Genomic DNA, 25,420 nt, shown 5'->3' with positions numbered 1-25,420 from the left:
ATTCGGCGGTAGTACACCGGCCCCCCGGAATTGTCAGGCACTACTGCCCGCCCTTTTGCACGTAGGAGCGCACGAATTCCTCGGCGTTGGAATCAAGCAGAGCATCGATTTCATCGAGCAACTCGTCAGAGCCGGCGGTCTTGATCTGCATCTGCCCCGCCGACGCCGCGTCGACGCCCTCAGAGGCGTCATCGTTTCCCCCACCGGGGCTGACTTGAATTCGCTGCTGATTAGACATACTTACTACCCTAGCGATTGTCTCCGAATGCCTCGGCGATCCCATCCACGCCACCGGCAAGGACAGGCTCTACCTCCTGGCGTGTAAACCCGTCCACGGCGCTAATATCAATCCGCTTGTGCCCGTCGGAGGTGGCCAACACAACGGTCTGCCAGCTCGACGACACCACCGAGTCCCCGAACAGCTCCGCGATCTTGCCACGCAGGTACGCCCGGGAATCAGCCGGCGGCGTATCAGCCGCGCGCTCGATCTCATCGGCGCCCACCAGCTGCTTCATCCTGCCTGAAGCCACGAGCTTGTGGTGCAAGGATTTCGCCGGATTAATATCCGCATATTGGAGATCAATCGCCTTCAACTTCGGATCGGCGATATCAACACCGCGGTCAACAAACCCCTTGATCAGCGCCCACTTCGCCGTCCAGTCAAGCCGGTCTGCTGTTGCCAACGGATCGCGCTCAAGGTCACCCAGAATCTCTTCCCACAGCTCAAGCACATGCTTATCGACGGCCGATGCTGCCGCGACCCGGCTTAAATACTCGCGCTGGATATCGATAGCGCTCAGCCTCCGGCCGTCGATAAGCCTCAGCTCATGCGACAACGTGAGATCGTGCGAGATGGCCTTGAGTTCGTCGACTGGTTCTTTAAGCTTCAGATCCGAGAAATCAACGCCGGATTCAATGGCGTCAAGCACCAGTGAGGTTGTACCCATCTTGAGTAGCGTGGCGTACTGGCTTAGGTTCGCGTCGCCGACGATGACGTGGAGACGGCCGTACGCGCTGGCGTCCGCATGCGGTTCATCGCGTGTGTTAATGATGCCGCGGTTGAGAGTCGTTTCCAGCGACATTTCCTGGAAGAAATAATCCGCGCGCTGGGAAATCTGGAACCCGTTGCGGTCCCCCTTCTCCCCAATCCCCATGCGGCCAGCCCCCGCGAAGATCTGGCGGGTGACAAAGAATGGGATCAAGCCCTGCGCGAGCTGCTCGAAATCTGTACTGCGGGAGTACAGGTAGTTCTCGTGGGCGCCATAGGATGCGCCCTTGCCATCGACGTTGTTCTTGTAGAACTTCACCGGTGGACATGGTTCTTGGCCGCCCAGAACCGAGACTCCCTCGTCGTAGAGACGCTGAATCTCAGCAGCTGTACGGTTCATGATCACGTCACCCGCGGCGTCATACACCATCGCATCCCACGCGTTGGACACTTCCGGTGAGGAGTACTCCGGGTGCGCGTGGTCAACGTAGTAACGCGCACCGTTGGGGAGAACAACGTTAGCTACTCCCAGCGCGTTCGGGTCGATCACGGGGACGGTGTGGTAGCGCTTGAGATCAAAACCGCGCGCGTCTTTGAGCGGATGCTCATCCTGGAAATCCCAGCGTGCGCGGGCCATCGTGTGCATTGCTGCGTAGGAGACCACCGCGTGGGTGGAACTCATGATAGGGCTCAAGTGCGGATCTGTAGGCGTCATGATGCCGTACTCAGTTTCGGTTCCCATAAATCGGGTCATGCAAAACAGCTTAGTTTCACCCCCAAAGCGCTTACAGTAAGCACATGCTCGAATCGCTGCAAAGCTTCACCCAGTCCCTACCGGAATGGCTCCAATGGTTCGGCGTCATGGTGATCGGTGCTATCCCCTTCCTCGAGGGTTTCCTAGCCACAGTGACCGGCATCATCGTGGGAGTATGGCCGCCCATTGCCATCGCTGCGGCAATCGCTGGGAATATGATCGCGATCTTCGTCTGCGTGCTGCTAGCAGACACAATCCGCAGCCGTTTCATCAACGACGACCACAAGGGCAACGAGGAAAAGACACAGCGCCTTCACGTGCTGTTTGAGAAGTACGGCACCCCCGGTGTCACGCTCGTGGGTAACTTCATCATCCCCAGCCACCTCGTTGCCGTAGCGCTGATTGGCTTTGGTGTTTCCCGCGAGCGCGTGCTTATCTGGCAGTTCATCTCCATCACGCTGCTCGCAGCCGTTTTTGGCACGCTCACCGCGTTCGGAGTGGACTTCCTCAGCAACTAATTACCAGCCGCGCTCGGCGAGACGGTGCGGGGCCGGAAGATCAGCAACGTTGATGCCCACCATTGCTTCGCCCAATCCACGAGAGGCCTCGGTCACAACGGCGATGTCGTCCCAGTTGGCTACGGATGTCACGATCGCCGCGGCGCGGGCCTCGGGATTGCCGGATTTGAAGATTCCGGAGCCGACAAAAACGCCGTCAGCGCCGAGCTCCATCATCAGTGCTGCATCAGCAGGGGTGGACACGCCACCGGCGACGAACAGAGGCACCGGCAGCGCACCGTTTTCCGCAACGTATGCGACGAGATCGTACGGGGCCTGGAGCTCTTTAGCCTTCACGTAGAGTTCATCCCGGTTGCCGTCCCAAATCGCCTTCAGTTCGGCGATCTCTCCTGTGATGGTGCGAAGGTGCTTCGTCGCTTCAGACACGTCGCCCGTGCCTGCCTCACCCTTCGACCGAATCATCGCCGCTCCCTCGTTGATGCGACGCAGCGCCTCACCAAGGTTTGTTGCCCCGCACACGAACGGGACTTCGAAGGTGCGCTTGTCAATGTGGTTGACGTAGTCAGCGGGACTGAGAACCTCGGACTCGTCGACGTAGTGCACTCCGAGGTGCTCTAGGATCTTCGCCTCTACGGTGTGGCCAATGCGGGCTTTAGCCATAACCGGCACGTCCACTGCGCCCAGAATGCCCTCGATGAGGTCTGGATCGGACATGCGCGCAACGCCGCCCTGGGCGCGGATGTCTGCGGGCACGCGCTCTAGAGCCATGACGGCCACTGCGCCGGCGTTAGCGGCGATTACTGCCTGTTCGGGCGTGACCACGTCCATGATCACCCCGCCCTTGAAAGTGTCGGTGAGCTCAGCGGAGGAAAGAGTCGAAGTAAAAGTCATGGTGCACAAGTCTGTCTGCTCAACTGGTAGATTACTAGTGCCAGTTCGATACCACTTCATTGGACCAGTGTGATGCTCATAGACCTCGACCGATCACGTCCGGTATCCCTCCCCGCCCAGATCGCGGCCGCGATTCGTGATGCGATCACCTCCGGTACCCTCGCGCCTGGCGACGCGGTGCCTTCTACGCGCGAGCTCGCGGGCCAGCTCGGGGTCTCGCGCGGGAGCGTAATTACCGCCTATGACCAGCTCACCAGCGAGGGGTACCTCGAAGCCAGCCAGGGCGCGCCGACCCGCGTTCACCCAAGCCTCCCGCAACAAAACACGGGCTCCGGCACCATCACCGCGACCCACGAGCCTCCCCGCACGCACGCTTTACGACGACCGGGTCTTCCCACAATCTCGCTGAAACCGTCCTCGGGGCATGCGGGATCGGTGCGTCCGGCGGCGTGGCGCAAGGCGTGGCGCGAGGCCGCGGCCGACCCAGTACCGGATAGCGATGCTGCAGGGCACCCGGACCTGCGCGCCGCGATCGCGGAGCACCTTCGCACAGCGAGGGGGATCGCCGTGACTGCGGAAGATGTGCTGGTCACCGGCGGTTCTCGAGAGGGTCTGCTGCTCATCCTCCTGGCGTATTCCAGGTCCCGCGCCAACTCCAGCGCCAACTCCAGCGCCAGATCCAGCTTCAGACCTACAGCCACGTCGCTGCGCGTGGGTGTGGAAGACCCCGGCCACCCGGGTCTGCGGAGGGTGATCGCTGCAGCGGGCCACGAGCCCGTGCCGTGCCCCATCGACGATTCCGGCGTGGTGGTGCCCGGGCTCCCCGAGGATCTCGACGCGCTCCTGGTCACCCCCGCGTTCCAGTACCCCCTGGGGGCATCTATGCCCGCTGCCCGGCGCGCAGAGCTTCTCAGCTGGGCCGCCGCAACCGGTACGACCATCATTGAGGACGATTTCAACGCGGAGCTGCGCTACCGTATCGCGCCCCAGCCGCCATTGGCGGTTGCACTATCGCCCACCACACCTGCCCATCCCAGGGTTCTCACCCTGGGCAGCTTCTCCACGCTTCTGGGGCGCTCCCTGTCGGTCGGCTACATCGTCGCACCTCGCGGAGCAGCAGCAGAACTTCTTCCCACCCGCAGGATCATTGGCATCCCTGTATCCGCGGTCGCTCAGCTCGCTGTGGCGCATTTGCTTCGCGACGGCCACGTGCGCCGCAACACCAAAGCCGTCCGCAACCGGCTCGCCGCGCGCCGGAGCACCATCCAGGCCGATGTCCTGCCGGCACTTCACGCGCGCGGCATCACTGTCACAGAGATGGCGGAGACCGGTGGTGTGGACCTGGCGCTGTCATTCCCCGATGCCGAATCCCGGGAATCCTTCACCGCCGCTCTCGCAGATCGCGGTGTTGAATGCGGACGTCTCGAGAGCCTTTGGTCTGGACAGACCGACGGCCTCATCATGAGCTTCGCGCATGTCGATGACGCAGACTTCGCCCGAGCGATTTCCCACGTCCACGCCGCGGCGTCACACCACTATTGATCTAGTTGACGGCTAAAAGTACAGTATTACGTACAGTTGAATTGCCTTGAGGAGGTGCCAGAATGAAGGTGTTGAGCTACACCGAATCCCGCGCAAACTACGCGCGTGTGCTCGATGACGTGATTAACGACTACGAAGAAGTCGTGATCACCCGAGCTGGACGTGAACCCGTCGTTATCATTCCCCTGGCAGAGTATGAATCGCTACGAGAGACCAATTACTTACTCAGTTCACCCGCGAACGCGCGCATTTTGAAAGAAAGAATTGAGCGGCTCGAACGTGGTGAAGGGGTGGAGCACGAACTTGTCGAGGATGATTAATGCGCGTTACGTGGGACGAGGACGCCTGGGGTGAGTACGTGGAGCTGCAGGCGGTTGAAAAACGTCTGGTAAAACGCATTAACCAGTTGATCCGGGATATCCAACGAAACGGCAACGAAGGCATTGGAAAACCCGAGCCGTTGCGGTTCGAACTTCACGGCTACTGGTCACGCCGGATTGATAACACGCACAGACTCGTGTACCGCATCGCGGGAGATGAGATTCGGATCGCGTCCTGCCGTTATCACTATGAGAAATGATTATCGTCGACCCGTTGCCCCATCGTCGACCCGTTGCCCAGCATTTCCCCAGGTCAGTTTTCGCTGAAACTCAACGGGTCGACGATCAGAGGACTTCAGCCTCGACGACCCGCTTGCCGGTGCGGCCGATGATCCGCGTCCACTCATCCGGGTTTGCGGTGTTGGGCATGTCCTCGCTCTCCTCCTGCTCCGCGAGCACGGCTTGACGGAGGTGCTCGGCGGTGATGCCGCTGGCAGTGCTGCCGCCGCTGGCAAAGGAGCCACCGGCCGCGATCACGTCTTTGATCGCCAGCTTCTTCGCGCGGTCCACGATGTTAGCGATCATGGCGCCGGAGACGAAGTCGGAGTAGTGCAGGATCTCCTCTGTGCCGTCGACAAGCGTGAGGCGCACGAAGGGGCGCGGGGCGAAGAGGGCCTCGACGGCGCTGGAGATGAGCTCGGAAACCTCGCCGACGTGGGGCACGTCCTCGGTGAGGTGGCGGGCGAAGATGTCGCTGGCCTCCGCGCGGGTGGGGCGATCGACGCGGATTTTGATGTCGAGGCGGCCGGGACGGAGGATCGCGGGGTCGATCAGCTCCTCGCGGTTGGTCGCGCCGATCACGATGACGTTTGCTAGGTCTTCGACGCCGTCGATTTCAGTGAGGAGCTGCGGTACGACGGTGGTCTCCATGTCGGAAGAGACACCGGAGCCGCGGGTGCGGAAGATGGATTCCATCTCGTCGAAGAAGACGATGACGGGGCGGCCCTCACCGGCGAGTTCGCGGGCGCGCTCAAAGATGAGGCGAATGCGCCGCTCCGTCTCCCCCACGTACTTGTTCAACAGCTCTGGGCCCTTGATGTTGAGGAAGTGGGCGCTTCCGCCGTCGCCGATCCGGGCTGACAGCGAGTTCGCCACAGCTTTGGCGATGAGCGTCTTGCCGCACCCGGGCGGGCCGTAGAGAAGCAGACCTTTAGGCGGCGCCAAGTGATACTGCTTGTAGAGGTCCGGGTACATGAACGGCAGCTCTACCGAATCCCGGATCGTCTCAATCTGCTCGTGCAGACCCCCGATGTCGTCGTAAGTGACGTCAGGGATCTCCTCCAGCGTGAGCTGCGCAACTTCCGTTTTGGGAATCACTTCAAACGCGAAGCCGACGCGGTTATCCACTAAAACGGTGTCACCCGCGCGAGCCTCACGTTGGAGTTTTTCTGTGAGATGCACGAGCGACTCGGAACCCTGCATATCCGCCGCGATTGCGCGGTCCCCACCGACTCGTTCGACCAGTGTGGCCAAGGTGCCAGTATCGGAAAAACCTCGCGCCTCAACGACGATAGCTCCTTCTCCCAAGCGCACGCGCACACCTGGGGTCAGAGAGGTCGGCTCCACATTCGGCGAAATATTGACGCGCAGGCGGCGCCCGCCGGTGAAGACGTCTGCCTCCTTGCCACCGCGGAACGACTCAAGGAAAACGCCGTAGGTGCACGTCGGTTTGGCCAACTCATCGACCTGCTGGGTGAGCCCCTGGAAACGATCACGGGTGACCTGAAGCACCTGCGAGAGTTGCTTGTTCCTCGCGCCAAGCGCTGCGTTCTTGCGCTTCAGCTCGCGGTTTTCGGCTGCGACTTCCAAAGGATCAATGGGCGTGGTCATGCGTTCATCTTATCGCCCCGCATGTGCACGCTTAACGACGCGCTTTGCGCTGCACCCGCGGCGGCGTCACGCCGTCGGCAAGCCTGCGCGTCCACACGAGAAACGCTGTGTGGGCGTTCATGCGGTGCTCAGGCCGAGTGGCAAGACCTTCCACCTTCCACTCGCGCAGGAGTGTTTCCCAGCTGCGCGGCTCCGTAAAGCATTGGGCTTTGCGGATGGTTTCCACCGTGTTCATCAACTGCGGGACGGTGGCTACGTACGTCATAAACACCCCGCCGGGAATCAAGATGTCTTTCACCGTGTCAATGAACAGCCACGGTTCGACCATGTCCAAAATAACGCGGTCAACGGGGCCACCAAGATCATCTTGGGTGACTTCGCCGAAATCACCCAAGCGTGGAGACCACCACTGCGGTTCACCGCCGAAGTACTCGTTCACATTGTCGCGCGCGAACACCAGGTGATCATCGCGGATCTCGTAGGAAAATACGTGTCCGTCCGGCCCCACCGCGCGCAAAAGCGACATGGTCAGCGCACCGGATCCCGCTCCCGCTTCCAGCACGCGCGCGCCCATGAAGATGTCGCCTTCCACCAGGATCTGGCCCGCGTCCTTGGGGTAAATCACGGCTGCGCCGCGCGGCATGGATAGAACGTGATCAACTAAAAGGTGCCGGAAGCACAGGTAATCCGAACCCATCGATGACTGCACCACCGACCCCTCGTCCGCACCGATGATGTCGTCGTGGGCGATGGCCCCCTTGTGCGTGTGGTAGTTCGCGCCGGGCACGAGTTCGATGCTGAAGTGTCGGCGCTTCGCGTCGGTGAGCTGCACCTTGTCGCCTGCGCGGAACGGGCCGGAGTACATAAGGGTCCTTTCTAACTGTTACTGGCCCACAAAGTATGCCGTAAGAGCGTCCTCAAACCATATCTGGTCCGTCACGCCTGCGAGTTCGCGTGCGGAGTGCATGGACAGAAGTGGGATGCCCACGTCCACGGTGGGGATACCCAGGCGTGTAGATGCGATAGGGCCGATCGTTGAGCCGCAGGGCACGGCATTGTGGCCCACGAAGGTCTGCACGGGGACACCCGCGGCGCGCGCGGCACGGATCCACACGGCTTCCGTCACCGCATCGGAGGCGTAGCGTTGGTTCGCATTGATCTTGAGCACCGGCCCATGGTTCATGAGCGGGCGGTGGGTCGGATCGTGCTTCCCCGGGTAGTTCGGGTGCACGGCATGGGCGGCGTCGGCAGACACCATCGTGGAGTGCGCAAAGACGTCCACGGGGTCGCCGATGGCGGCGGCGATCGTTGTGAGGATGCGTTCAAGCAACGGTCCGCCCGCACCCGTGACGGAGGCGGATCCAACCTCCTCATGGTTGAACGCGGCAAGTACTAGGACGTCGCGCGGTTGTTCGTGCACCGCACGACGCAGGGCGCTTGTCGACGCCCACACGCTGCTCAGGTTGTCCAACCTGCCGGCCGATAAGGTGTCGCCGATAACCTCGGGTGCCTGGGCATCGGCGCATATGAGCTCGTGCGCCACGATCTCGTCGCTGGCAACACCCGCCCGTTCGGCGACGATATCTACAAGCGGGCGGTCGGAGAGCTGCACCGGTTGCATGTGGATCTGCCTGTCGATCTCCGGAACATCACCCCGGTAAAGGTGGATGGCGAGGTTGGGCACCCGTGCGACCGGTCCGGTAGTAACCAGGCGCGTGGTGCCGTCGAGAAGCGCGATGCGTCCAGCGAATGTGAGCTCCCGGTCGAACCACGAGGTCAGTATCGGCCCGCCGTAGACCTCGACGGCGACCTGCCGGAAGCCTTCCCGCTCGACATCAGGGTCGGGCTTGACCATGAGCCCCGGTGAGTCTGTGTGTGAACCCACGATGCGGAACCCGGGGTTCGGGGTTTCGGGGATCCACCACGCGATGACGGCGCCCCCGCTCGCGTGCACGTGCCCACCTGGTGTTACGCCGAGATCCTCTGTGAAGCCCGCGCGGACCAACTCGTCGCGCACGTTCGCCGCGGCGTGGAACGCGCTCGGGCTGCGCTGAAGGAAGTCAGTGAACTGCGTGATGTCGTGCGAGGTGGCCATGGACTCCACTCTATGATGGCGGGCAATATGACTGCAGACACTCCCAGGCCACTTGCCCTCTCCCCCTCCCGCGCCAACGACTACATGCAGTGCCCCTTAAAGTATCGGCTGCGCGCCGTGGACAGGATCCCGGAGCCTAAGACGTTGGCCCAGGTCACAGGAACCCTCGTGCACGCCGTCCTAGAGGAGATGCACGGCTGGCCCCGTGAAGAGCGCACGTACCCAGCCGCGGTGAAACGCCTCAAGCCCACGTGGGCAGCGATGTGCGAGAGCGACCCCACGAATGCGGAACCCGTTGAGGACGAGTACGCACTGCTCGTCAGCGCCCGGGATTTGCTGCGCGGGTACTTCCACATGGAAAACCCGTGCGGCTTTGACTCCCACGAGCAGGAAATGTACGTCGACGCCGTGCTTCCGAACGGTGTCCCGGTGCGCGGCTTTATCGACCGGGTGGACATCGCGCCGACCGGCGAAGTCCGTGTCGTTGACTACAAAACCGGCAAGAAGCCCCACCCGCGGTACGCGTCCGAGGCGCAGTTTCAGATGCGCTTCTACGCGCTGGTGTATTGGCGCCTCTTCGGCGTGATCCCCACTCAGCTGCGGTTGATGTACCTCAAGGTGATCGACTCGCTGTTCCTCGCCCCGTCCCGCGAGGAGCTGGAGTATTTCGAGCGGGACTTAGGCGATCTGTGGAGCAAGGTTGAGGCCGACGGGCGCTCCGGTCGCTTCCGGCCGACACCGTCGCGGTTGTGCGACTGGTGCTCGTTTAAGCCTCTGTGCCCGGTCTACGGCGGCACTCCCCCGGACTATCCCGGATGGCCGGGCTCGGTTGCGGAGCTGGACGACGGCGGGTCAACGCGGATCGAGATCCCGGAGCTCGATCTTTAGAACAGCCCGCTGATCCGCCCCGCCTCATCGACGTCGATACCGTTGGCGGCTGGCACCTTGGGCAGGCCCGGCATGGTCATCACGTCGCCGGTGAGCGCCACGATGAACCCGGCTCCCGTGCGCGGCACGAGTTTACGCACATGCAGGGTGTGTCCTTCCGGCGCGCCGAGTTGCGTGGGGTCGTCGCTAAACGAGTACTGCGTCTTGGAGATACACACCGGCAGCGTGTCCCAGCCGTTGCGTTTAAGCATTGCCAGGTCGCGTTGGGCGTTCACGGAGTACTGGACGTTGTCCGCGCGGTAGATCTCCCGGGCGATGGTCTCGATCGCGTTCTCGATTCCGTCGGCTGGGTCGTAGAGCGGTGCCGAGGTTTTTTCGGTGAGATTCTCCAGCAGTGTGCTCGCCAGATCGGTAGCACCCGCGCCGCCTTTCGCCCACACGTCGGCCTCTTCCAAGGCGACGCCAAAGCCCTGCGCCCACTCGCGCATGAACGCGCGCTCGGCGTCGGTGTCGGAGGTAACGAGGTTAAGAGCCACAACCGGGGTGACACCGAACTTGCGAACGTTGCCCACGTGGCGCTCGAGGTTGGCGATGCCGTCCTTGAGGGCATCGACGTTTTCGCTGGCCAGCTCCTTCCTTTCCACGCCGCCGTTGTATTTGATTGAACGGATTGTGGCCACAATGACTGCGCCGGCAACGTCGAGACCGCCGTAACGGGCCTTGATGTCAAAGAACTTCTCTGCGCCCAGGTCGGAGCCGAACCCGGCCTCGGTGAGGACGATATCCGCGCAGCCCAGCGCGGTGCGGGTGGCAATGAGAGTGTTGCAGCCGTGGGCGATGTTAGCGAAGGGCCCACCGTGAATAAACGCCGGCGTCCCGCCGAGGGTCTGCACTAGGTTCGGGTTGATGGCCTGGCGCAGCAGCGCGGTCATCGCGCCCTCGGCATGCAGTTGGCCTGCGGTGACCGGCCTCTTATCGTAGGTGAGGCCGATGGTGATTGCGGCGAGGCGGCGCTTGAGATCCTCAAGGTCGGTGGCCAGGCCAAGAATGGCCATGATCTCGCTGGCGGCGGTGATGGTGAAGCCGGTTTCGGCGGGCACGCCGTTTCCTGGTCCCCCAAGCCCGGTGACCACGGTGCGCAGGCTGCGGTCGTTGACGTCCAGGCAGCGCTGCCATGTCACGCGACGCGGGTCGATGCCCAGTTCGTTGCCCTGCTGGATGTGGTTGTCAATGAGCGCGGCCAGCGTGTTGTTCGCGGCCGTGATCGCGTGGAAGTCGCCCGTGAAGTGCAGATTGATGTCTTCCATGGGCACCACCTGCGCGTAGCCGCCGCCGGCCGCCCCGCCCTTGATGCCCATGACCGGGCCGAGCGAGGGCTCGCGCAGCGCGACCATGGCGTTGTGTCCCAACTGCGCCAGCGCGTCGGTGAGCCCGATGAGCACCGTCGACTTGCCCTCCCCCGCCGGTGTGGGAGAAACACCGGTGACCAGCACGAGCTTCCCACCTGGACGATCACCGTTTGGCCCGGCGGCCGGCTCAAGTTCGGAGACCGACACCTTCGCCATGTGGCGGCCGTACGGGATGACCGCCTCTTTGGGAACCCCGGCCTTCGCGGCGATCTCCGCGATGGGTTCAAGGGCGTGGGCTTGTGCGATAGCGACGTCGCTTAAGGGTGTGTTCATGAGCTCCAGGGTAAGCCTGCGGCGGATCTCCATCCCGGGGCGGTTACCCCCCAATGGGTTCAGCCATGCCTGGGAAAGCAATCGAACAGCGAAACCGGCTGGAAAAGGGTGTGAGCTGGGCCGGAGCTACGGGCTGTGGTCCCCTCGCAACTACCACCTGAGTAAAACTTTCGTAGGAGCTTGTGGGTATCTGGCAGTTACGTTTAGTTTTCAGCCATTAGGTAAGCCCTCGCTAACCAAGGGTCGCCTTACCTATACGTCATTAGATTGATCGAAAGGATCCCCACATGGCTCTTCGCCTCCCCGGCCGTCGCGCAATTGCCGCAGTAGCCACCGTCACCCTGCTTTTCAGCGGCACCACCGTTACCGTCACCGCTCCCGTTGCTTTCGCGCAAACATCTTCGTCCAACGAACCCGCCATGCAGACTCCCCCGGCTGAGGCACTGGCCAAGTGGGGCAACAACCCGCCCCGCGGAAAGGCTGAGGGCTTGGGGCAGGGCAAGCTTCTCGTCTCCCCTAAGGTCGAGCCGGGAGGCCTTCTGAAAGTCCGTGGCGAGGGCTACGTCGACCGCACCTCCGACGGTAAGTACGCGACTATCGCCTTCCGCCCCTGCGACGGTGCAAATCCCAAGGGCGAAAACAAGGACATTCCGGCCTGCTACTTCGCTCCGAAGCAGGAAGCACCGATCGACGATACTAACGCCCGCGGTGACATCTACTTCGAGACCGACGGTGAGCCAGTGAAGCACGTTCCTGGCGAAGATGGGACCTTCGAGGGCACCATCCGCATCGGTGATTTGGAGCCGGGCTGGTACTGGATCCGCAACCTTGCTGGCACCGATGACGGCAAGCCCCCCCTGTCCAAGTACGCCTGGTTCGAGGTCGTTCCTGCGGGCACGTTGAGCAATGACAGCGGCGAGGTGAAGAACGAGGCAACCGTGACCGCGAAGACGAGCCGTGAGTTCAAGAACCAGGCTCCTGTGGTCTCGCTCGAGGGCGAGAAATTCACCCCTGGCTCCGAGGTCTCCGTGAAGGCTGGGGGCAAGGAGATCAAAAAAGTGAAGGTGGGCGATGACGGCTCCTTCACGCTCAAGGTCACCGACGACGGCGTTTTCCCGGCCGGTATTGTCACCGGGGTTGAGGTCACCGACGGCACCAAAACCGCCATCACTGATGTCACCGGCCTGGTGCGTGTGAAATTCGCGGGCAGCACTATCCGCGGTGGCTACCCGTGGCTCGGTGCCACCCAGAACGTTGAGGTTGCCAACCTTCCGGAGGGCGCCGAGATCTCCGGTCTTACTGCGGCTGGTAAGAACGCCGTGACCGCACCGGTGAAGACTCAGGGCGGCAAGGCAACCATCCCGAACGTGAGAATCCCTAACGACGCGGCCCTGATCAACGAGGAGGTGTCTGTCACCTTCAAGGTGGGCGACAAGGAAACCACCGTCCCGTCGGGCCAATTCATCCGCCAGTCCAACGAGAAGTTCGGTGTGGACAAGTTCGAATTCACTCGCCAAGAGCTCCGCGCCGGCCTGTACCAGTCGGTGTACTCGGCGAAGGAGAACGTCATCTTCGTCACCCGTACTTTCGGCCGTGCACCGTGGGGTGACTCGTCGATTTACAAGCTCGATGCTGACACGCTGAAGGTGATCAAGGAGATCAAACCGGTCTCCAGCGCGCCTGACCACCTGCTCCCGGGTGAGAAGGCCGAGGAAGGTGGCACCATCGCCGCATACGGCGTTGGTTTGGATGAGACGAACGACGTCCTGTGGATCACCAACACCCGCCACGACAGCGTCACCGCCTATCGTGCTTCCACTCTCGAGGTGCTCAAGACGTTCCCGATTGACGACGCGCACCACTCCCGCGATGCCGTGGTTGATCAGAAGACCGGCTTGGCCTACATCTCGTCGGCTTCTGGCAACAAGAACCAGGTCACGATCTACGACGGCAAGAAGCTTGAGAAGGTTGGCCGTATCGAACTGGAGAACTACCAGAACGTCATGTCGCTCGATTTCGACCAGGAGAAGGGCCTGCTCTACGCGGTGTCCCTGAACTCCCCGGAGTTTGCCAAGGTCGACGTGCGCAACGGCAACAAAGTCACCCGCTACAAGGTCGCCGACAAGTACATGGACCGCGGCTCCGGCATTACCGTGAACACCAAGACTGGCTATCTCTACATCGCTTCCCAGAACACCGGCAACACCATCGTGTTCAACCCCGACGCGAACAACGGGCAGGGCGAGGTGGTAGCGAACATCGCAACTGGCGCCGGCGCACTCAACGCCACCTACGACCCGAAGACCGACTACGTCTACGTGACCAACTTCTTCACTGACACGATCTCGGTCATCGACACTAAGACCAACAAAATCATCGCGCAGCTCCCGGGCGGCGAGAACACCAACCACGTGGCACTGGGTAAGCCTGGCGTGCTCTACGTCGTGAACAAGACCGGCACAGTGGACGCCGACGGCAAGCCCGTGGCTCAAGACTCGGCGGACCCGAAGAATGTGGTCACCCGCATCACGCTCAAGGAGACGACGCAGGATCCAAAGCCTGAGCCGACGACTGAGACCAAGCCGACGACTGAGACCAAGCCGACGACTGAGACCAAGCCGACGACTGAGACCAAGCCGACGACTGAGACCAAGCCGACGACTGAGACCAAGCCGGGCGATCAGGGCGGAACGAAGAAGCCGGACAAGCCAAGCTCTGAGGGCTCCAAGAGCGAGGACGGCAAGCTGAAGCCGGGCGCGATCGTCGGGATCATCTTTGGCGTGATCGCCGCCGTGGCGGGTCTTATCGGCGCCGCGAACTTCTTCTTCCCCGCTGAAGTTCAGAAGTTCATCAACCAGTTCCTGCCCCGCTAGGGACTGAGTACACCACCCAGACCTCCCTGACACCCAGGAGCTATCAAGGCTAACGCGTTAGCCAGATCCGGGGTCGCGCAGGGGCGGTGGTGAAGCGGTGGTTCTGCGGGATCGACCCACATTAACCGCAGGACCACTGCGTTCATTGCCGTAGACCTAGAAAGTTCGATTGTGAAGTTCACCAGACGCGGTTTCATTAAAGCAGCAACGGTTGCAGTTGCTATCAGTCTCGGATTGTCCGCTTGTTCGGGTGAGAATGAGGCACCGACTGTCCAGGGGTCAACCCGTGAAGTCACGGACGCGATGGACGCAGTAGTCACTGTTCCGGAAAACCCGCAGCGCATTATCGCGTTGTCCGAGCCAACGACAGACGGGCTGCTTGCCTTGGGGATCAAACCGATCGGCATCACAGCCGGTCGTGGACAGGGCGGCGTGTCCGCGTACCTGAGCGATGTCGGAGGCGACATTCCGATCGTCGGAAATGTCGGCAACCCGAACTTTGAGGCGATTGGCGCAGCAAAACCGGACCTCATCGTCGTGGACGGAACGAGTGTGAACAACAACCCGCCGGTACTCGAAGCACTGAGCCAGATCGCGCCCGTGGTGTTTACCGGATACTCCGGCGGGAACTGGCGGGACAACCTGATCTTCCTTGCTGAAGCGGTGAACAAGCAGAAAGAGGCGGTCGACGTCATCGCCGATTACGATGCGCGCGCGGCCGACCTGAAGGAGCGATTTGAAAAGTACAACCAGGAAACGTTTTCCATTGTGCGCTGGCAGGGTAACTCCTTCGCCACGATCCTGAAAGAGCTCCCCGCGGGGCGCGCACTGGAGGATGTTGGACTGCGGCGTCCGCCAGCCCAGGATCGTAAGGGACGCGGTCACTCGGAACCGGTGTCTGCAGAAAATATTCAGGACATCGATGCCGACTATATGTTCTTTGGCACCCTGGGCGGCTCGTCGGTGGGGAACCCCAACGCGGGTGGTGCCGCCGATGAAGACGCGGCCACCGACGCTGCCAAACAAGCCGAATCAGTACCGGGCTTCACCAGCCTCAAGGCTTTCAAGAACGGCAAGATCATCCCGGTTGACGGGTCCGCATGGACGTCCACCGGTGGGCCGCTGCTCATGAACCACATTCTCGACGACCTCGAGGCCACTCTTCTTTAATCCCCTGGCATCCACTGTCAATCATCGTCTCTCGGAGGCTTACTTATGACTCGACGAAACCGCCGCCTAGGCGCAGCGGCTATTGCGTTTATGCTTGCGGCGGTCTCACCAACCGTTACCGGAGTGACGCTGCATGCGCAGACTGCGCAGGCCGCCCAGTTCGGAACCACTGTAATCGACGGCAAGGTCTTCAATACCTGGACCGACGGTGAAGCTGTCCTTGAAGTGCAACGCGACGTGGAGCCGGGAAGCACAATGCGCATCCGTGGTACGGGATGGCAATCCCTGTACACCGATGTCGACGACAACGGGAATACGCGCCACTGGGGCGCAACCATCGCCTTGAAGCTTGAGTACACGCGGGCGGATGGAAGGAAAGATAGCTACGCGCGCACCGGGGACAAGGTGCTTCGGCACCCCACAAACCGTCAACCAGATCCGACGCTGTGGGAATTGTTTGATGCGGATCACGACGGATCATTCGACATGAAGACCAGCCTTCCTGCTGAGTTGCAGCCCGGTCAGCGCTTGGTGGTGCGTGCAAACAGCGGGCTTTTGGAAACGGATAAGAACCGTCGCGCCAGCACGCAGCCCCTCGTTGTGGGTGGCAAGCCCTACGAGGGTAGAGAGGAAGAGGAACCAAAGTGCGTGACCGACCTCAAAGTACCCACCGTTGAGGTGGCCAAGGAGGCCAACCCTGACGGGACTCTCACCATCACCGGTCAAGGGTGGTGCAACGAGATCGCGGGTGCACGTGAGGTGGCCGTGAAGATCGATGAGGGCGCTATCTCTCGGTTGGAGTCCAACAAGCTTCATTCCAACCTCACCATCTGGGACATCATCTACCCCGAACCGACAACGGGAAATTTCGTGTACAACATGCCGCTGCCAAACGGGACGACCTCTGGTCCGCTCGGGTCGTCACCGGCGTTCGAGCAAGGCCAACATTCATTGCGGTTCCTCACCGGAACCCTGAAAGACGGCGACCCTCAGTTCTCGGTGCCCACGCGCCCGCAGGCAAAGCAAGGCGTGGGGCAGTTCGTCGTCGGAGCGTACAAGCCGAGCGGTATTCCGGAGCCCTTGCTTGACGACGGCTCGCCGATGAGCGAGGTCACCGAGGACAAGAAGAATGGTGTGTCCGTCAAGGTCGAGAACGGGCGGATGCGCGTCGTCGTGCCCGGACGCCCCGTCGGCTCGTGGGCCTATCTGAGGGTGCACCTCCCGAATGGCTCTGCCCAACGTCCGTGGAACTACTGGGTGCAGTCTGACGCGAACGGCGTCTATGACCTCCCAGTCCCCGGCAACATGCCTCTGGGCCGGCTGAAAGTCGTCGTCCAGGGTGGTAACCAGGATGAGCAGAAGGGTGTACTCGTTGGCTGGGCATACCACGAGTTTGTGGGATCCCCCGGAGGTGGTGGCGCCAATACGCCTGCGGGCGGTACCGATGGGCAAAACTCCGGTAATCAGGGAGGGGGCGGAACGGTTACGCCGGCGGCCTCGGCGACGACCACCGCGCAACCTGCGAGTGTCGAAGACATAGCTTCCGCGATTGATGGATTCACCCGAGAGCTGGAGAACCTCGACAACATTATGGGTGGCGGGGCCGTTCAGACTGTGGCTCCTACCCCGGACGTGGAACCGGGTTCCATTGATGACGCCGGTATTTCTGTCCCCGCAGGCCGCACGACCACCATCATCGAGGAGCCGGCTGGTGGAGCTGCAGCGCAACCGGGTGTGAACCCCGGTGCGAACTCAGCTGGACCCGGTGGCGTGCGTGTGGTGCAACCGGGCGAAAGTGGATCTCAACCTGCGGCGAACGAGAGCAGCGGGGGCGACGGAGGCAACAATGTTGCCGACGATAAGCCAATGCCGGACAAGACTCCGCGCACACCGGTGAGCAAGGCAAGCAATCTGCGCAACACCAACGTCAAAGGTGTATCCGGCAGTCTCGACGGCGATCTTTTCTCGATCACGGTGCCTGGCGCCAAGGAGGGCAGCTGGGTCTTCGTCTATCACTACCCAGAAGGTGGAGAACCCCAACCGCTTGGCTGGGTGCGCGTCGGTCCCGGAGGTGTTCTTACGGTGGACACGAGCGCCCTCGGTCCGGGTGTGCACAAGTTCGCGCTCGTAAGTGAGGATGAGGCCCTCCTCGGATGGGCGGGCGTGGAGTTCGCCGTCGAGGAAGAGGGCAACGTGGCAGCCGTCCCCTACGAGCTCATGTCCCAGTCGAGAACCCTGACGCAGAACGACTGGTCACTCATTGTCGGAGCCTTGGCTGTCATCGCCACAGGCGGCATTTGGGCAAGCGCGTTTACGGCACGATCTAGGAGGTTCTCATGAAGATGCGAAGAAAAGCCACATCGGGGAATGCAGCGCGGACAATTAGCTCCATAGTTGCGGTCACCGGACTAGTAGTGATGACTAGTCCTATGGTGAGTGCTCTCCCACCGGGTGGCGCCTCCCCCAACACACCCGGCACCAGCTCGAAAGTGTGGCCCTCCCAAGTAAAAGCATGCGAAACGGTGAACTGGGAGGTACGCGGCTTTCCACCCGGCGAGATCGCGTACGTCAAAGTCGATGACGGTATGCAGTCGAAGTACGACCAGACCGTCCAGGGAACGGGCGTGATCTCCGAGGCAAGGATCAACACGAGTGGTGTGGCCACTGGCTCCTTCCAGCTGGATTGCGCGACGCCCCCGGGCAACCACTGGCTGCGGTTCCTCGCCACGGAGAATCTCCCCGGTGATCGTGGCCAACTGGGATACTCCCACCGCAGCCCCGATTTCACAGTTCCTGGAGCGTCTGGTGGTGGATCCGGTGGTGGTGGCGGCAACGCCGCGCAGTCCGGTGGTGGTGGCGGCAACGCCGCGCAGTCCGGTGGTGGGCAGAATAACGCGGGCAGGCCCGGGAATGGGGGCCTACAGGGCCAGGGGGCGCAAGCTGGCCAGGCAGCTGGGCAGAACCAGCAGACTGGTAACGGAGGCACGAACCGTGGTTCAAAACCCGCCGCTGCTGATAGCCAGGGCATGGTCGTCGTGCGTCGCGGTGGCGGCGGTGCTGGTCAGGCAGCTGGCCCTGCCGGCGCGCAGGGCGCAGCTGGGGGAAACCGGGGCGCCGGAGCAGCCGGCGCGGGAGGCTCAAGCGGCGGCCCAGCCAGCGGAAACGCCCCGGGAGGACGCGGTGCCCAGAATGGGAACGGCACGAGTGGTGGCAACGGCGCTCCCGATGCGCCAGGCAATGCTGGTGGCCCGGGCGGCGACGACCAAATCGTTGCGCAAAGCCCCAACGGCGACACCGTGATGTACGACGAGCACACGGGTCAGTATTACACCACGCAAAATAAGCCTGTTTTTCCGCTTCTTGGCGGCGTGGTCAGCGGCAGCATCCTGCTCGTTGGATTCTCTGCGATCGGAGCGTACTTATGGGTGAACCGCAGACCGAAGCACCAGGTTGTGGAGTTTGAAGATGAGCCCTGGGTATCCGGTCCCCCACTGGTTTCGGCGGGCGGATCTACCCGCTGGCCCCCCATGGACATGGACGAGGATTATGAGGTGGCTCGGTAGGTGCTTTCCGCAAAACGCGGCGCCGGCATCGTGGCGTGCTTGTGCGCCCTAATACTTTTCATCGTCGCCTCTTTCCTCGTTGGATCGAACATGATCGCTCCGGCTCGCGTCATTGAGGTTCTCCGTGCTCCGGACGGATCTTTCGAGTCCACCATCATTAACGGCCAACGCGTCCCCCGCACGATTCTGGTGATCTTGGTCGGTTCCGCTCTAGGTGTGGCCGGAGCGCTCATGCAGGCCCTTACTCGCAACCCCCTGGCAGAGCCGGGCCTCCTCGGTGTCAACGCTGGGGCGTCGTTAAGCGTTGTGCTCTCGGTGGCCATCATCGGTGTGGCGGACATCCGGCTGTACGTCTGGTTCGCTTTCCTCGGCGCGGCGATTGCCACTGTGGCGGTGTATGTGCTCGGCGGTGGCGTACGTGCGGATGCTTCCACGGCAAAGCTCGCACTGGCGGGCGTGGCCATCTCCATGGCAGTGTCTTCGCTCGTGGACTTTGTCAACCTCTCCAACAAAGAGGTCTACAACGAGTTCCGCTTCTGGGCCGCTGGCTCGGTGGAGAATCGGGGGTATCCCGTGATGTACGCGGTCATCGGGTTCATCGCCCTGGGCCTCATACTCGCTGTCATCACTGCACCCGGACTCAACGCCATGGCACTCGGCGAGGAAGCGGCCCGCGGCCTGGGTGTGAACATCGCAAGGTTGCGCACGATAGTCATGGTTGCGCTCACCTTACTGGCGGGAGCGGCGACGGCGGCGGTCGGTCCCATCATGTTCATCGGTTTGGGGGTCCCGTACATCGCGCGCTTTTTCTGCGGGCCGGACCAGCGCTGGGTCATTCCCGTCTCAGCGCTCGTCGCCCCCACCGTGTTCCTCGGGGCCGACCTCCTTGCGCGCGTTGTGGTGTACCCACAGGAGATCCCGACGGGAGTGATCACCGCGATGATCGGAGCCCCCATCTTTATCGCCATCGCGCGGCAGCGCAGGATCGAGGCGCTATGAGGCACTACTCCTTTACACCGGGCAGCTTCCACGTGAGGGTCCCCCGCCGTGTTTTCTGGGTCAACCTTATTGCCGCCGGATCATGCCTGGTGTTCGGTCTGTTCGCGTTGACACTCGGCGATTACCCGCTGAGTGTGGGCGATGTTGTGCGCGCCATCACCGGGGAGCACGCGGATCCGCTGGCGCGCTACTTCGTCCAGGATTTGCGTGCCCCCCGTGTTCTTGCGGCTCTGCTCGTGGGCGCCGCTTTAGGTCTGTCCGGCGCGATTTTCCAGTCCATCACCAAGAACCCGCTGGGAAGCCCCGACCTCACCGGCTTTACCACCGGGGCAGCGACAGGAGCAGTCAGCGCCATCATCATTTTCCAGGCGACACCGGTTGGAGTCTCCCTCGGTGCGGTGGTCGGCGGGTTTGTCACCGGTGCACTCGTTTACTCGCTCTCTCGCTCCCGCGGTGTCACCGGTATTCGCTTCGTGCTCATCGGAGTGGGGGTCTCCTTCTTCCTTCGGGGTGTAAACAGCTTGCTGGTGGTGCGCACGTCGCTGGATAGAGCGCAACAGTCACAGTTGTGGCTCGCGGGGTCATTTAACGCTGTCGGCTGGAACAGTGTGGCAGCACTTGGTGCCGTTCTTGCCGTGAGTATCCCGGTCGGCGTGGCCCTGTCGCGGCCCATGGCTGTCATGATGACGTGCGACGAGCTCGCCACATCGCTGGGGGTTCCAGTGTCACACCGCCGCGCGCAACTCCTCGCCCTCGGCGTCATCCTCACCGCCGTTGCCGTGGCGGCGGCGGGCCCAATCTCTTTCGTGGCGCTTGCGGCACCGCAGATCGCCAAGTTTCTCGCGCGTGAATCAGTAACCAGCTTCGGATCCTCGGTACTGGTCGGTGCACTCCTCGTCCTCGTGTCTGACGTCGTTGCCCAGCGCATCATTGCTCCCGCCCAGCTGCCCGTGGGCGTGGTCACCGGGGTGATGGGCGGGTTTTACCTCATCGGGCTGCTCATCTACATGGGAAGGAAGCAGAAATGAGACAGAAAGCCACCGCCAGCCTGCAAGGTCGCGGGCTTCGGGCCGGTTACGGTAGTCGCGTCATTATTGAGCATGCCGAAGTGGCCATCCCTAACGGGGAATTCACCGTGATCGTCGGCCCCAACGCGTGTGGCAAATCAACCCTGCTGAAAACACTCGCGCGAGTCATCCCACCGCTGGCCGGCGAGGTCCTCCTCAATGAGCAACCCATTACCAGCATCAAGCCGAAGGCTGTCGCCCGACAGCTCAGCTTTCTCCCCCAGTCCCCCTTGACACCCGACGGCATCACGGTGAAGGATCTGGTGTCGCGCGGGCGCTACCCATACCAGGGGCTGCTCCGGCAGTGGTCCGATGGGGATGAGGTAGCCGTGGAGGAGGCGATGGCACGTGCCGGCGTCGCCGCTCTCTCCGAAAGGTTCGTCAGCGAGCTGTCCGGGGGCCAGCGCCAGCGCGTGTGGATCGCGCTCGTGTTAGCGCAGCAAACGCCGATCGTGCTTCTCGACGAACCCACAACATACCTGGACATCACGCACCAGGTGGAGGTGCTTGATCTGGCACGCAACATGCAGCGCAGCGGCCACACCGTCGTGGCAGTGCTGCATGATTTAACCCTCGCGTTCCGCTACGCCACGCATCTTCTGGTGATGAAGAAAGGCGAGATCGTCGCCGAGGGACCTGTGGCCGATGTGGTGACTCCGCAGCTGATTGAGCACGTCTACGGCCTGGCATGCACGATCATCACCGATCCGGAGACCGGGCGGCCGATCGTGGTGCCGAAGGAAACTGCCCGAACAGTTCAATGAGACGGGCCAGGAGGTCCCCATACCACCACGCGTAGTCGTGGCCGCCATCGGTGATGCGAAGCCGAGTGTCCCAGCCGCGTGCTCGCCACTGCAGATCTAGCTGGGCGACGTGCGCGACGCTGGTGCGTTCCTGCGCGCCGACGCTGAGGTACACGGGTACGTCCGTAACGGGTTTCACGGTGTCGCTGTACCGCGCAATCCAGTCGCGGGTGGTGGTACCCAAGCTTGCCGGGGTGAGGTTCTTGCCCGGTTCGAACCAGAGCGAAGGCGACTGCGCGATCACCGCATCAAACGCACTGGGGTGTACCAGGTGGGCGAACAGCGCGCTGATGCCCCCGAGACTCTGGCCCACAATGACGCGGGGAAGGCCACGGAGCATTGGGGCGCGGGTATAGACCCATTCGAGGAAGTCACCACAGATGTAGTGAATAAAATCCTCGTCGCAGCCCAGGGTGGATAGGCGGTCCGCCCTATCCGCATTGCCGATACCGATGATGGCTACCTCCGGACCACCCGCGAGTGCCGCGGGCAGATCGACGTCGCGGAACCAGCGCTCCCCGTCGAAAAGCACGACTAATGCGCTGGGGTGTTCCGGCAGGTGGAGCCAGACCGGTTTGTGCGCGAACGGTGCGGGTGCGGGCTGCTCGGTAATGTTCGAGCTCCCCGCGAGTTCAGGGACCGTGGGCGCAAGCGGTCCCGCGATGATGCTCATGCCCGAGCGCGGGCCACCGAGGGCGAAGTAGCCCGTGACGATTCCCGTCGCTTTCTGCGTCGGCGGCGGAGTGCTGTGTGGGACTGGGCCAGCGAACTCGGTAAAGCCGTAGCTGGCGCGCAGTGTCGGCGGAAGGTTAAGCGTCAACGCGAAGAGCCCGCCGCCGATGTTCTCCATGACACCGATTGCGAAGCGGTCCTTGTCTGTGACCCGGTTGATCCACAGGTGCACACCAACGTCCGGTTCGGCGCCGGGCACAAAGTGGAGAAAGGTCACGTCATTGGTCGCGTTATCCCAGAACGGGTACGACCCTGGGGAAATCTGCGCGACGAACGCGCGCAGATCCTCCGCAGAGGCGTTAGCCAAACTATCCTTCAGGTGCGTAGCTGTGCGCAGCGCGGCAGCCGGCGGGTTAGTCAACGTAGAGCTTCCCGCGGAACTCCGGGTGCATGAGGTTTTCCTTGCTCAAGACCTGGTTGAGCATGTCTTCGTCGAGAAGCCCGTGCTCAAGGACGAGCTCGCGGACACCGCGGCCGGTGGCTGCCGCCTCTTTGCCGATCATGTCGCCGTTGTGGTGGCCGATGAACGGGTTGAGGTAGGTCACGATGCCGATGGAGTTCGCAACGTAGCCTTCGCAGACTTCAGCGTTTGCGGTGATACCGTCGACGCACTTTTCGCGCAGGGTGACCGAGGCGTTGCACATGAGGTTAATCGATTCAAACAGGCTTTGAGCGATCACCGGCTCCATGACGTTGAGCTGAAGCTGCCCAGCCTCCGCAGCCATGGAGACGGTGGTGTCGTTGCCCAAAACCTTGAAACAGACCTGGTTGACAACCTCCGGGATGACCGGGTTGACCTTGGCCGGCATGATCGACGATCCTGCCTGGCGCTCAGGCAAGTTGATCTCATTGAGTCCAGCGCGCGGACCGGAGGACAGCAGGCGCAGGTCGTTGCAGATCTTGGACAGCTTCATGGCACCGCGCTTGATCGCCGAGTGGGCCATCACGTAGCTACCGGTGTCCGACGTTGCTTCGATCAGGTCCGGCGACGTCGTGATGTTCAGTCCCGTTACTTCACGCAGGGCGGCGGTGACCTGCTCACGGTAACCAGACGGCGTATTCACGCCGGTGCCGATTGCCGTCGCGCCAAGGTTGACTTCGAGTAGGTTCTCGGCAGCTTCGGAGAGGATGCGCTGCTCTTCAGCAAGGTTCGAGGCAAACGCGGTGAATTCCGCACCAAGCGTCATCGGCACGGCGTCTTGCAGCTGGGTGCGCCCCATCTTCAAGATGTCGTTGAACTCGTCGCCCTTCGCGCGGAACGACTTCTGCAGCTCGTCTAATTCGTCCAGCAGGCGCTGGAATGCGTAGTACAGGCCCAGGTGGAAACCAGTCGGGTACGCGTCGTTCGTGGATTGGGACATGTTCACGTCATCATTGGGGTTGATCACGTCATAGCGGCCCTTTTCCAAGCCGAGGTGCTCCAGCGCAAGGTTGGCAACGACCTCATTCGTGTTCATGTTCACGGACGTTCCCGCGCCACCCTGGAAGGCGTCGGTTGGGAACTGGTCCATGCACCTGCCGTCGAAAAGAATCTGGTCGCACGCGACGATGATCGCATCAGCCTTGTCTTTCGGCAGCGTGTGCAGGCGACGGTTGGCCATCGCCGTGGCTTTCTTGACTTGCACCATGCCGCGGACGAAATCCGGGAAATCTCCAATCGTTGTGTTGGAAATTCTAAAGTTATCCATCGCGCGCACGGTGTGCACGCCGTAGTACAGGTGGTCTGGAACTTCAACGGTGCCTAGCAGGTCTTCTTCGATACGGTAAGACATACGTGAATATTTTAGAGCCTAAATGCGAGCGATACGCAGTTCAGAGGCCAAAATCGCTTCGGCGCCGACAGCGGAGAGGTCATCCATGACTTGGTTCGCGGTAGTGCGCGGAACCATCGCGCGGACGGCTACCCACCCGTCGTCGGAAAGCGGAGAAAGCGTGGGGCTGGACAGACCCGGGGTGATGGCGATCGCCGCGTCGAGGTTGTCGCGAGAAATGTTGTAGTCGAGCATGAGGTAGTTGTGCGCGTTCAAAATACCGCGGATGCGCGAGAGCACGACCTCATCGGCGTCCGTGAGCTCACGCCCAGCACGCTTAACGACGACAGCTTCGCTTGTCACGATCGGGTCCCCAAAGGGGGCGAGTCCTTGCTGGCGCAGGGTTGCGCCGGTGGAGACCACATCCGCGATCGCGTCGGCGACACCGAGCTTGATGGCGATTTCAACCGCACCGTCGAGGCGGATGACGTCTGCCGTAATGCCGCGCTCAGCCAAGTAATCAATCACCAGGTGCGGGTACGACGTGGCTAGGCGCTTGCCGTCAAGATCGTCGACGGTCCAGGTTTCTTCCGTTGGAGCTGCGAAGCGGAAGGTGGAACCGCCGAAGCCAAGCTCAAGGACCTCTTCGACATCTGCGCGGGAATCCCGGGCGAGGTCGCGGCCGGTGATGCCCAAGTCCAGGTGGCCGCCGGCGACGTAGATGGCAATGTCCTTCGGGCGAAGGAAGAAGAACTCCACGCCGTTTGCTTCATCGACGATGTTGAGGGCTTTGGTGATGCCGCGGCCTTTGTAGCCAGCTTCCTTCAACACCCGGATGGCTGCTTCCGACAGGGAGCCTTTATTGGGGACGGCAATTTTGATCATTGTGGGCTC

General features: G+C 62.0%; 22 protein-coding genes. 12 read left to right on the top strand and 10 right to left on the bottom strand.

Going from position 1 to position 25,420, the window contains the following annotated elements:
* Nucleotides 1–40 precede the first annotated feature (40 nt).
* The gene (locus tag CAQUA_RS05775; RefSeq protein ID WP_196824109.1) at nucleotides 41–238 is read right to left on the bottom strand and encodes a ubiquitin-like protein Pup; all 198 of its coding nucleotides are present in this window, start codon (nucleotides 236–238) and stop codon (nucleotides 41–43) included.
* Between the two features lie 10 nt (nucleotides 239–248).
* A complete protein-coding gene (dop, locus tag CAQUA_RS05770; protein ID WP_196824110.1) occupies nucleotides 249–1,742 on the bottom strand; it encodes a depupylase/deamidase Dop in 1,494 nt (497 codons plus the stop codon).
* 44 nt (nucleotides 1,743–1,786) lie between these two features.
* Between dop and CAQUA_RS05765 the strand changes: the two genes are divergently transcribed.
* Nucleotides 1,787–2,260: a hypothetical protein gene (locus CAQUA_RS05765; RefSeq protein WP_196824111.1), complete on the top strand. Its 474-nt coding sequence runs from the start codon at nucleotides 1,787–1,789 to the stop codon at nucleotides 2,258–2,260.
* On the opposite strand, the gene pdxS is transcribed toward CAQUA_RS05765, so the two are convergent.
* Nucleotides 2,261–3,160, bottom strand: coding sequence for a pyridoxal 5'-phosphate synthase lyase subunit PdxS (gene pdxS / locus CAQUA_RS05760; RefSeq protein WP_376993174.1), 900 nt, complete (start codon nucleotides 3,158–3,160; stop codon nucleotides 2,261–2,263).
* A gap of 63 nt (nucleotides 3,161–3,223) precedes the next feature.
* Here pdxS and pdxR point away from each other — a divergent pair, with 63 nt between their 5' ends.
* The 3 genes from pdxR (at nucleotide 3,224) to CAQUA_RS05745 (ending at nucleotide 5,273) form a co-directional block, all read left to right on the top strand.
* The gene (gene pdxR / locus CAQUA_RS05755) at nucleotides 3,224–4,693 is read left to right on the top strand and encodes a MocR-like pyridoxine biosynthesis transcription factor PdxR (RefSeq protein ID WP_196824113.1); all 1,470 of its coding nucleotides are present in this window, start codon (nucleotides 3,224–3,226) and stop codon (nucleotides 4,691–4,693) included.
* Between the two features lie 62 nt (nucleotides 4,694–4,755).
* Nucleotides 4,756–5,013: a type II toxin-antitoxin system Phd/YefM family antitoxin gene (locus tag CAQUA_RS05750; protein WP_196824114.1), complete on the top strand. Its 258-nt coding sequence runs from the start codon at nucleotides 4,756–4,758 to the stop codon at nucleotides 5,011–5,013.
* The gene (locus tag CAQUA_RS05745) at nucleotides 5,013–5,273 is read left to right on the top strand and encodes a Txe/YoeB family addiction module toxin (protein WP_196824115.1); all 261 of its coding nucleotides are present in this window, start codon (nucleotides 5,013–5,015) and stop codon (nucleotides 5,271–5,273) included. The genes CAQUA_RS05750 and CAQUA_RS05745 overlap by 1 nt, the downstream gene beginning before the upstream one ends.
* An 85-nt stretch (nucleotides 5,274–5,358) precedes the next feature.
* On the opposite strand, the gene arc is transcribed toward CAQUA_RS05745, so the two are convergent.
* Genes arc through CAQUA_RS05730 form a run of 3 tightly spaced genes read right to left on the bottom strand, consistent with a single transcriptional unit; the run spans nucleotide 5,359 to nucleotide 8,998 of the window.
* The gene (gene arc, locus CAQUA_RS05740; RefSeq protein WP_196824116.1) at nucleotides 5,359–6,903 is read right to left on the bottom strand and encodes a proteasome ATPase; all 1,545 of its coding nucleotides are present in this window, start codon (nucleotides 6,901–6,903) and stop codon (nucleotides 5,359–5,361) included.
* A 31-nt stretch (nucleotides 6,904–6,934) separates the two neighbouring features.
* Nucleotides 6,935–7,768 carry a tRNA (adenine-N1)-methyltransferase gene (locus tag CAQUA_RS05735; protein ID WP_196824117.1) on the bottom strand — a complete coding sequence of 278 codons (834 nt, stop codon included), beginning with the start codon at nucleotides 7,766–7,768 and terminating at the stop codon, nucleotides 6,935–6,937.
* Between the two features lie 18 nt (nucleotides 7,769–7,786).
* Nucleotides 7,787–8,998, bottom strand: coding sequence for a M18 family aminopeptidase (locus CAQUA_RS05730; RefSeq protein ID WP_196824118.1), 1,212 nt, complete (start codon nucleotides 8,996–8,998; stop codon nucleotides 7,787–7,789).
* A gap of 27 nt (nucleotides 8,999–9,025) precedes the next feature.
* Between CAQUA_RS05730 and CAQUA_RS05725 the strand changes: the two genes are divergently transcribed.
* Complete coding sequence (locus CAQUA_RS05725) at nucleotides 9,026–9,886, top strand: RecB family exonuclease (RefSeq protein ID WP_196824119.1); 861 nt, start codon at nucleotides 9,026–9,028, stop codon at nucleotides 9,884–9,886.
* On the opposite strand, the gene CAQUA_RS05720 is transcribed toward CAQUA_RS05725, so the two are convergent.
* Nucleotides 9,883–11,568: a formate--tetrahydrofolate ligase gene (locus CAQUA_RS05720; RefSeq protein WP_196824120.1), complete on the bottom strand. Its 1,686-nt coding sequence runs from the start codon at nucleotides 11,566–11,568 to the stop codon at nucleotides 9,883–9,885. The genes CAQUA_RS05725 and CAQUA_RS05720 overlap by 4 nt on opposite strands.
* Before the next feature lie 287 nt (nucleotides 11,569–11,855).
* Here CAQUA_RS05720 and CAQUA_RS05715 point away from each other — a divergent pair, with 287 nt between their 5' ends.
* The 7 genes from CAQUA_RS05715 to CAQUA_RS05685 all read left to right on the top strand — a co-directional run bounded on the left by CAQUA_RS05715 (nucleotide 11,856) and on the right by CAQUA_RS05685 (nucleotide 22,004).
* Entirely contained in the window at nucleotides 11,856–14,441 is a 2,586-nt protein-coding gene (locus tag CAQUA_RS05715; RefSeq protein WP_196824121.1) for a YncE family protein, read from the top strand.
* 171 nt (nucleotides 14,442–14,612) lie between these two features.
* Nucleotides 14,613–15,611, top strand: coding sequence for an ABC transporter substrate-binding protein (locus tag CAQUA_RS05710; RefSeq protein ID WP_290178888.1), 999 nt, complete (start codon nucleotides 14,613–14,615; stop codon nucleotides 15,609–15,611).
* Between the two features lie 45 nt (nucleotides 15,612–15,656).
* Entirely contained in the window at nucleotides 15,657–17,951 is a 2,295-nt protein-coding gene (locus CAQUA_RS05705) for a hypothetical protein (RefSeq protein ID WP_196824122.1), read from the top strand.
* A gap of 77 nt (nucleotides 17,952–18,028) precedes the next feature.
* On the top strand, nucleotides 18,029–19,174 hold the full coding sequence (locus CAQUA_RS05700; protein WP_196824123.1) for a hypothetical protein: 1,146 nt from the start codon (nucleotides 18,029–18,031) through the stop codon (nucleotides 19,172–19,174).
* Complete coding sequence (locus CAQUA_RS05695) at nucleotides 19,175–20,173, top strand: FecCD family ABC transporter permease (RefSeq protein ID WP_290178886.1); 999 nt, start codon at nucleotides 19,175–19,177, stop codon at nucleotides 20,171–20,173.
* A gap of 32 nt (nucleotides 20,174–20,205) precedes the next feature.
* Nucleotides 20,206–21,201 (top strand): FecCD family ABC transporter permease, encoded by a 996-nt coding sequence (locus CAQUA_RS05690; RefSeq protein WP_196824124.1) that lies wholly within the window; start codon nucleotides 20,206–20,208, stop codon nucleotides 21,199–21,201.
* A complete protein-coding gene (locus CAQUA_RS05685; protein ID WP_196824125.1) occupies nucleotides 21,198–22,004 on the top strand; it encodes an ABC transporter ATP-binding protein in 807 nt (268 codons plus the stop codon). Before CAQUA_RS05690 ends, CAQUA_RS05685 begins: the two co-directional genes overlap by 4 nt.
* Here CAQUA_RS05685 and CAQUA_RS05680 read toward each other — a convergent pair.
* From CAQUA_RS05680 to hisG, 3 genes are read right to left on the bottom strand one after another with little or no spacing between them, the layout of a single operon-like run.
* Nucleotides 21,940–23,082, bottom strand: coding sequence for an alpha/beta hydrolase (locus CAQUA_RS05680; protein WP_196824126.1), 1,143 nt, complete (start codon nucleotides 23,080–23,082; stop codon nucleotides 21,940–21,942). The genes CAQUA_RS05685 and CAQUA_RS05680 overlap by 65 nt on opposite strands.
* A gap of 46 nt (nucleotides 23,083–23,128) precedes the next feature.
* A complete protein-coding gene (gene aspA, locus CAQUA_RS05675) occupies nucleotides 23,129–24,547 on the bottom strand; it encodes an aspartate ammonia-lyase (protein WP_196824127.1) in 1,419 nt (472 codons plus the stop codon).
* Between the two features lie 18 nt (nucleotides 24,548–24,565).
* The gene (gene hisG, locus CAQUA_RS05670; protein ID WP_196824128.1) at nucleotides 24,566–25,411 is read right to left on the bottom strand and encodes an ATP phosphoribosyltransferase; all 846 of its coding nucleotides are present in this window, start codon (nucleotides 25,409–25,411) and stop codon (nucleotides 24,566–24,568) included.
* Nucleotides 25,412–25,420 lie beyond the last annotated feature (9 nt).

The sequence above is a fragment of the Corynebacterium aquatimens genome (assembly GCF_030408395.1).
In the GTDB taxonomy this organism is placed as follows: domain Bacteria; phylum Actinomycetota; class Actinomycetes; order Mycobacteriales; family Mycobacteriaceae; genus Corynebacterium; species Corynebacterium aquatimens.
The sequence above is the reverse complement of the archived record's forward strand: the minus strand, read 5'-3'. Positions and strand labels throughout refer to the sequence as shown.

What these genes read in the sequence shown, in the direction of transcription:
- CAQUA_RS05775 (WP_196824109.1), bottom strand. Translation starts at nt 238, where the DNA reads ATGTCTAATCAGCAGCGAATTCAAGTCAGCCCCGGTGGGGGAAACGAT.
- dop (WP_196824110.1), bottom strand. Translation starts at nt 1,742, where the DNA reads ATGACCCGATTTATGGGAACCGAAACTGAGTACGGCATCATGACGCCT.
- CAQUA_RS05765 (WP_196824111.1), top strand. Translation starts at nt 1,787, where the DNA reads ATGCTCGAATCGCTGCAAAGCTTCACCCAGTCCCTACCGGAATGGCTC.
- pdxR (WP_196824113.1), top strand. Translation starts at nt 3,224, where the DNA reads ATGCTCATAGACCTCGACCGATCACGTCCGGTATCCCTCCCCGCCCAG.
- CAQUA_RS05750 (WP_196824114.1), top strand. Translation starts at nt 4,756, where the DNA reads ATGAAGGTGTTGAGCTACACCGAATCCCGCGCAAACTACGCGCGTGTG.
- CAQUA_RS05745 (WP_196824115.1), top strand. Translation starts at nt 5,013, where the DNA reads ATGCGCGTTACGTGGGACGAGGACGCCTGGGGTGAGTACGTGGAGCTG.
- arc (WP_196824116.1), bottom strand. Translation starts at nt 6,903, where the DNA reads ATGACCACGCCCATTGATCCTTTGGAAGTCGCAGCCGAAAACCGCGAG.
- CAQUA_RS05735 (WP_196824117.1), bottom strand. Translation starts at nt 7,768, where the DNA reads ATGTACTCCGGCCCGTTCCGCGCAGGCGACAAGGTGCAGCTCACCGAC.
- CAQUA_RS05730 (WP_196824118.1), bottom strand. Translation starts at nt 8,998, where the DNA reads ATGGCCACCTCGCACGACATCACGCAGTTCACTGACTTCCTTCAGCGC.
- CAQUA_RS05725 (WP_196824119.1), top strand. Translation starts at nt 9,026, where the DNA reads ATGACTGCAGACACTCCCAGGCCACTTGCCCTCTCCCCCTCCCGCGCC.
- CAQUA_RS05720 (WP_196824120.1), bottom strand. Translation starts at nt 11,568, where the DNA reads ATGAACACACCCTTAAGCGACGTCGCTATCGCACAAGCCCACGCCCTT.
- CAQUA_RS05715 (WP_196824121.1), top strand. Translation starts at nt 11,856, where the DNA reads ATGGCTCTTCGCCTCCCCGGCCGTCGCGCAATTGCCGCAGTAGCCACC.
- CAQUA_RS05705 (WP_196824122.1), top strand. Translation starts at nt 15,657, where the DNA reads ATGACTCGACGAAACCGCCGCCTAGGCGCAGCGGCTATTGCGTTTATG.
- CAQUA_RS05700 (WP_196824123.1), top strand. Translation starts at nt 18,029, where the DNA reads ATGACTAGTCCTATGGTGAGTGCTCTCCCACCGGGTGGCGCCTCCCCC.
- CAQUA_RS05685 (WP_196824125.1), top strand. Translation starts at nt 21,198, where the DNA reads ATGAGACAGAAAGCCACCGCCAGCCTGCAAGGTCGCGGGCTTCGGGCC.
- aspA (WP_196824127.1), bottom strand. Translation starts at nt 24,547, where the DNA reads ATGTCTTACCGTATCGAAGAAGACCTGCTAGGCACCGTTGAAGTTCCA.
- hisG (WP_196824128.1), bottom strand. Translation starts at nt 25,411, where the DNA reads ATGATCAAAATTGCCGTCCCCAATAAAGGCTCCCTGTCGGAAGCAGCC.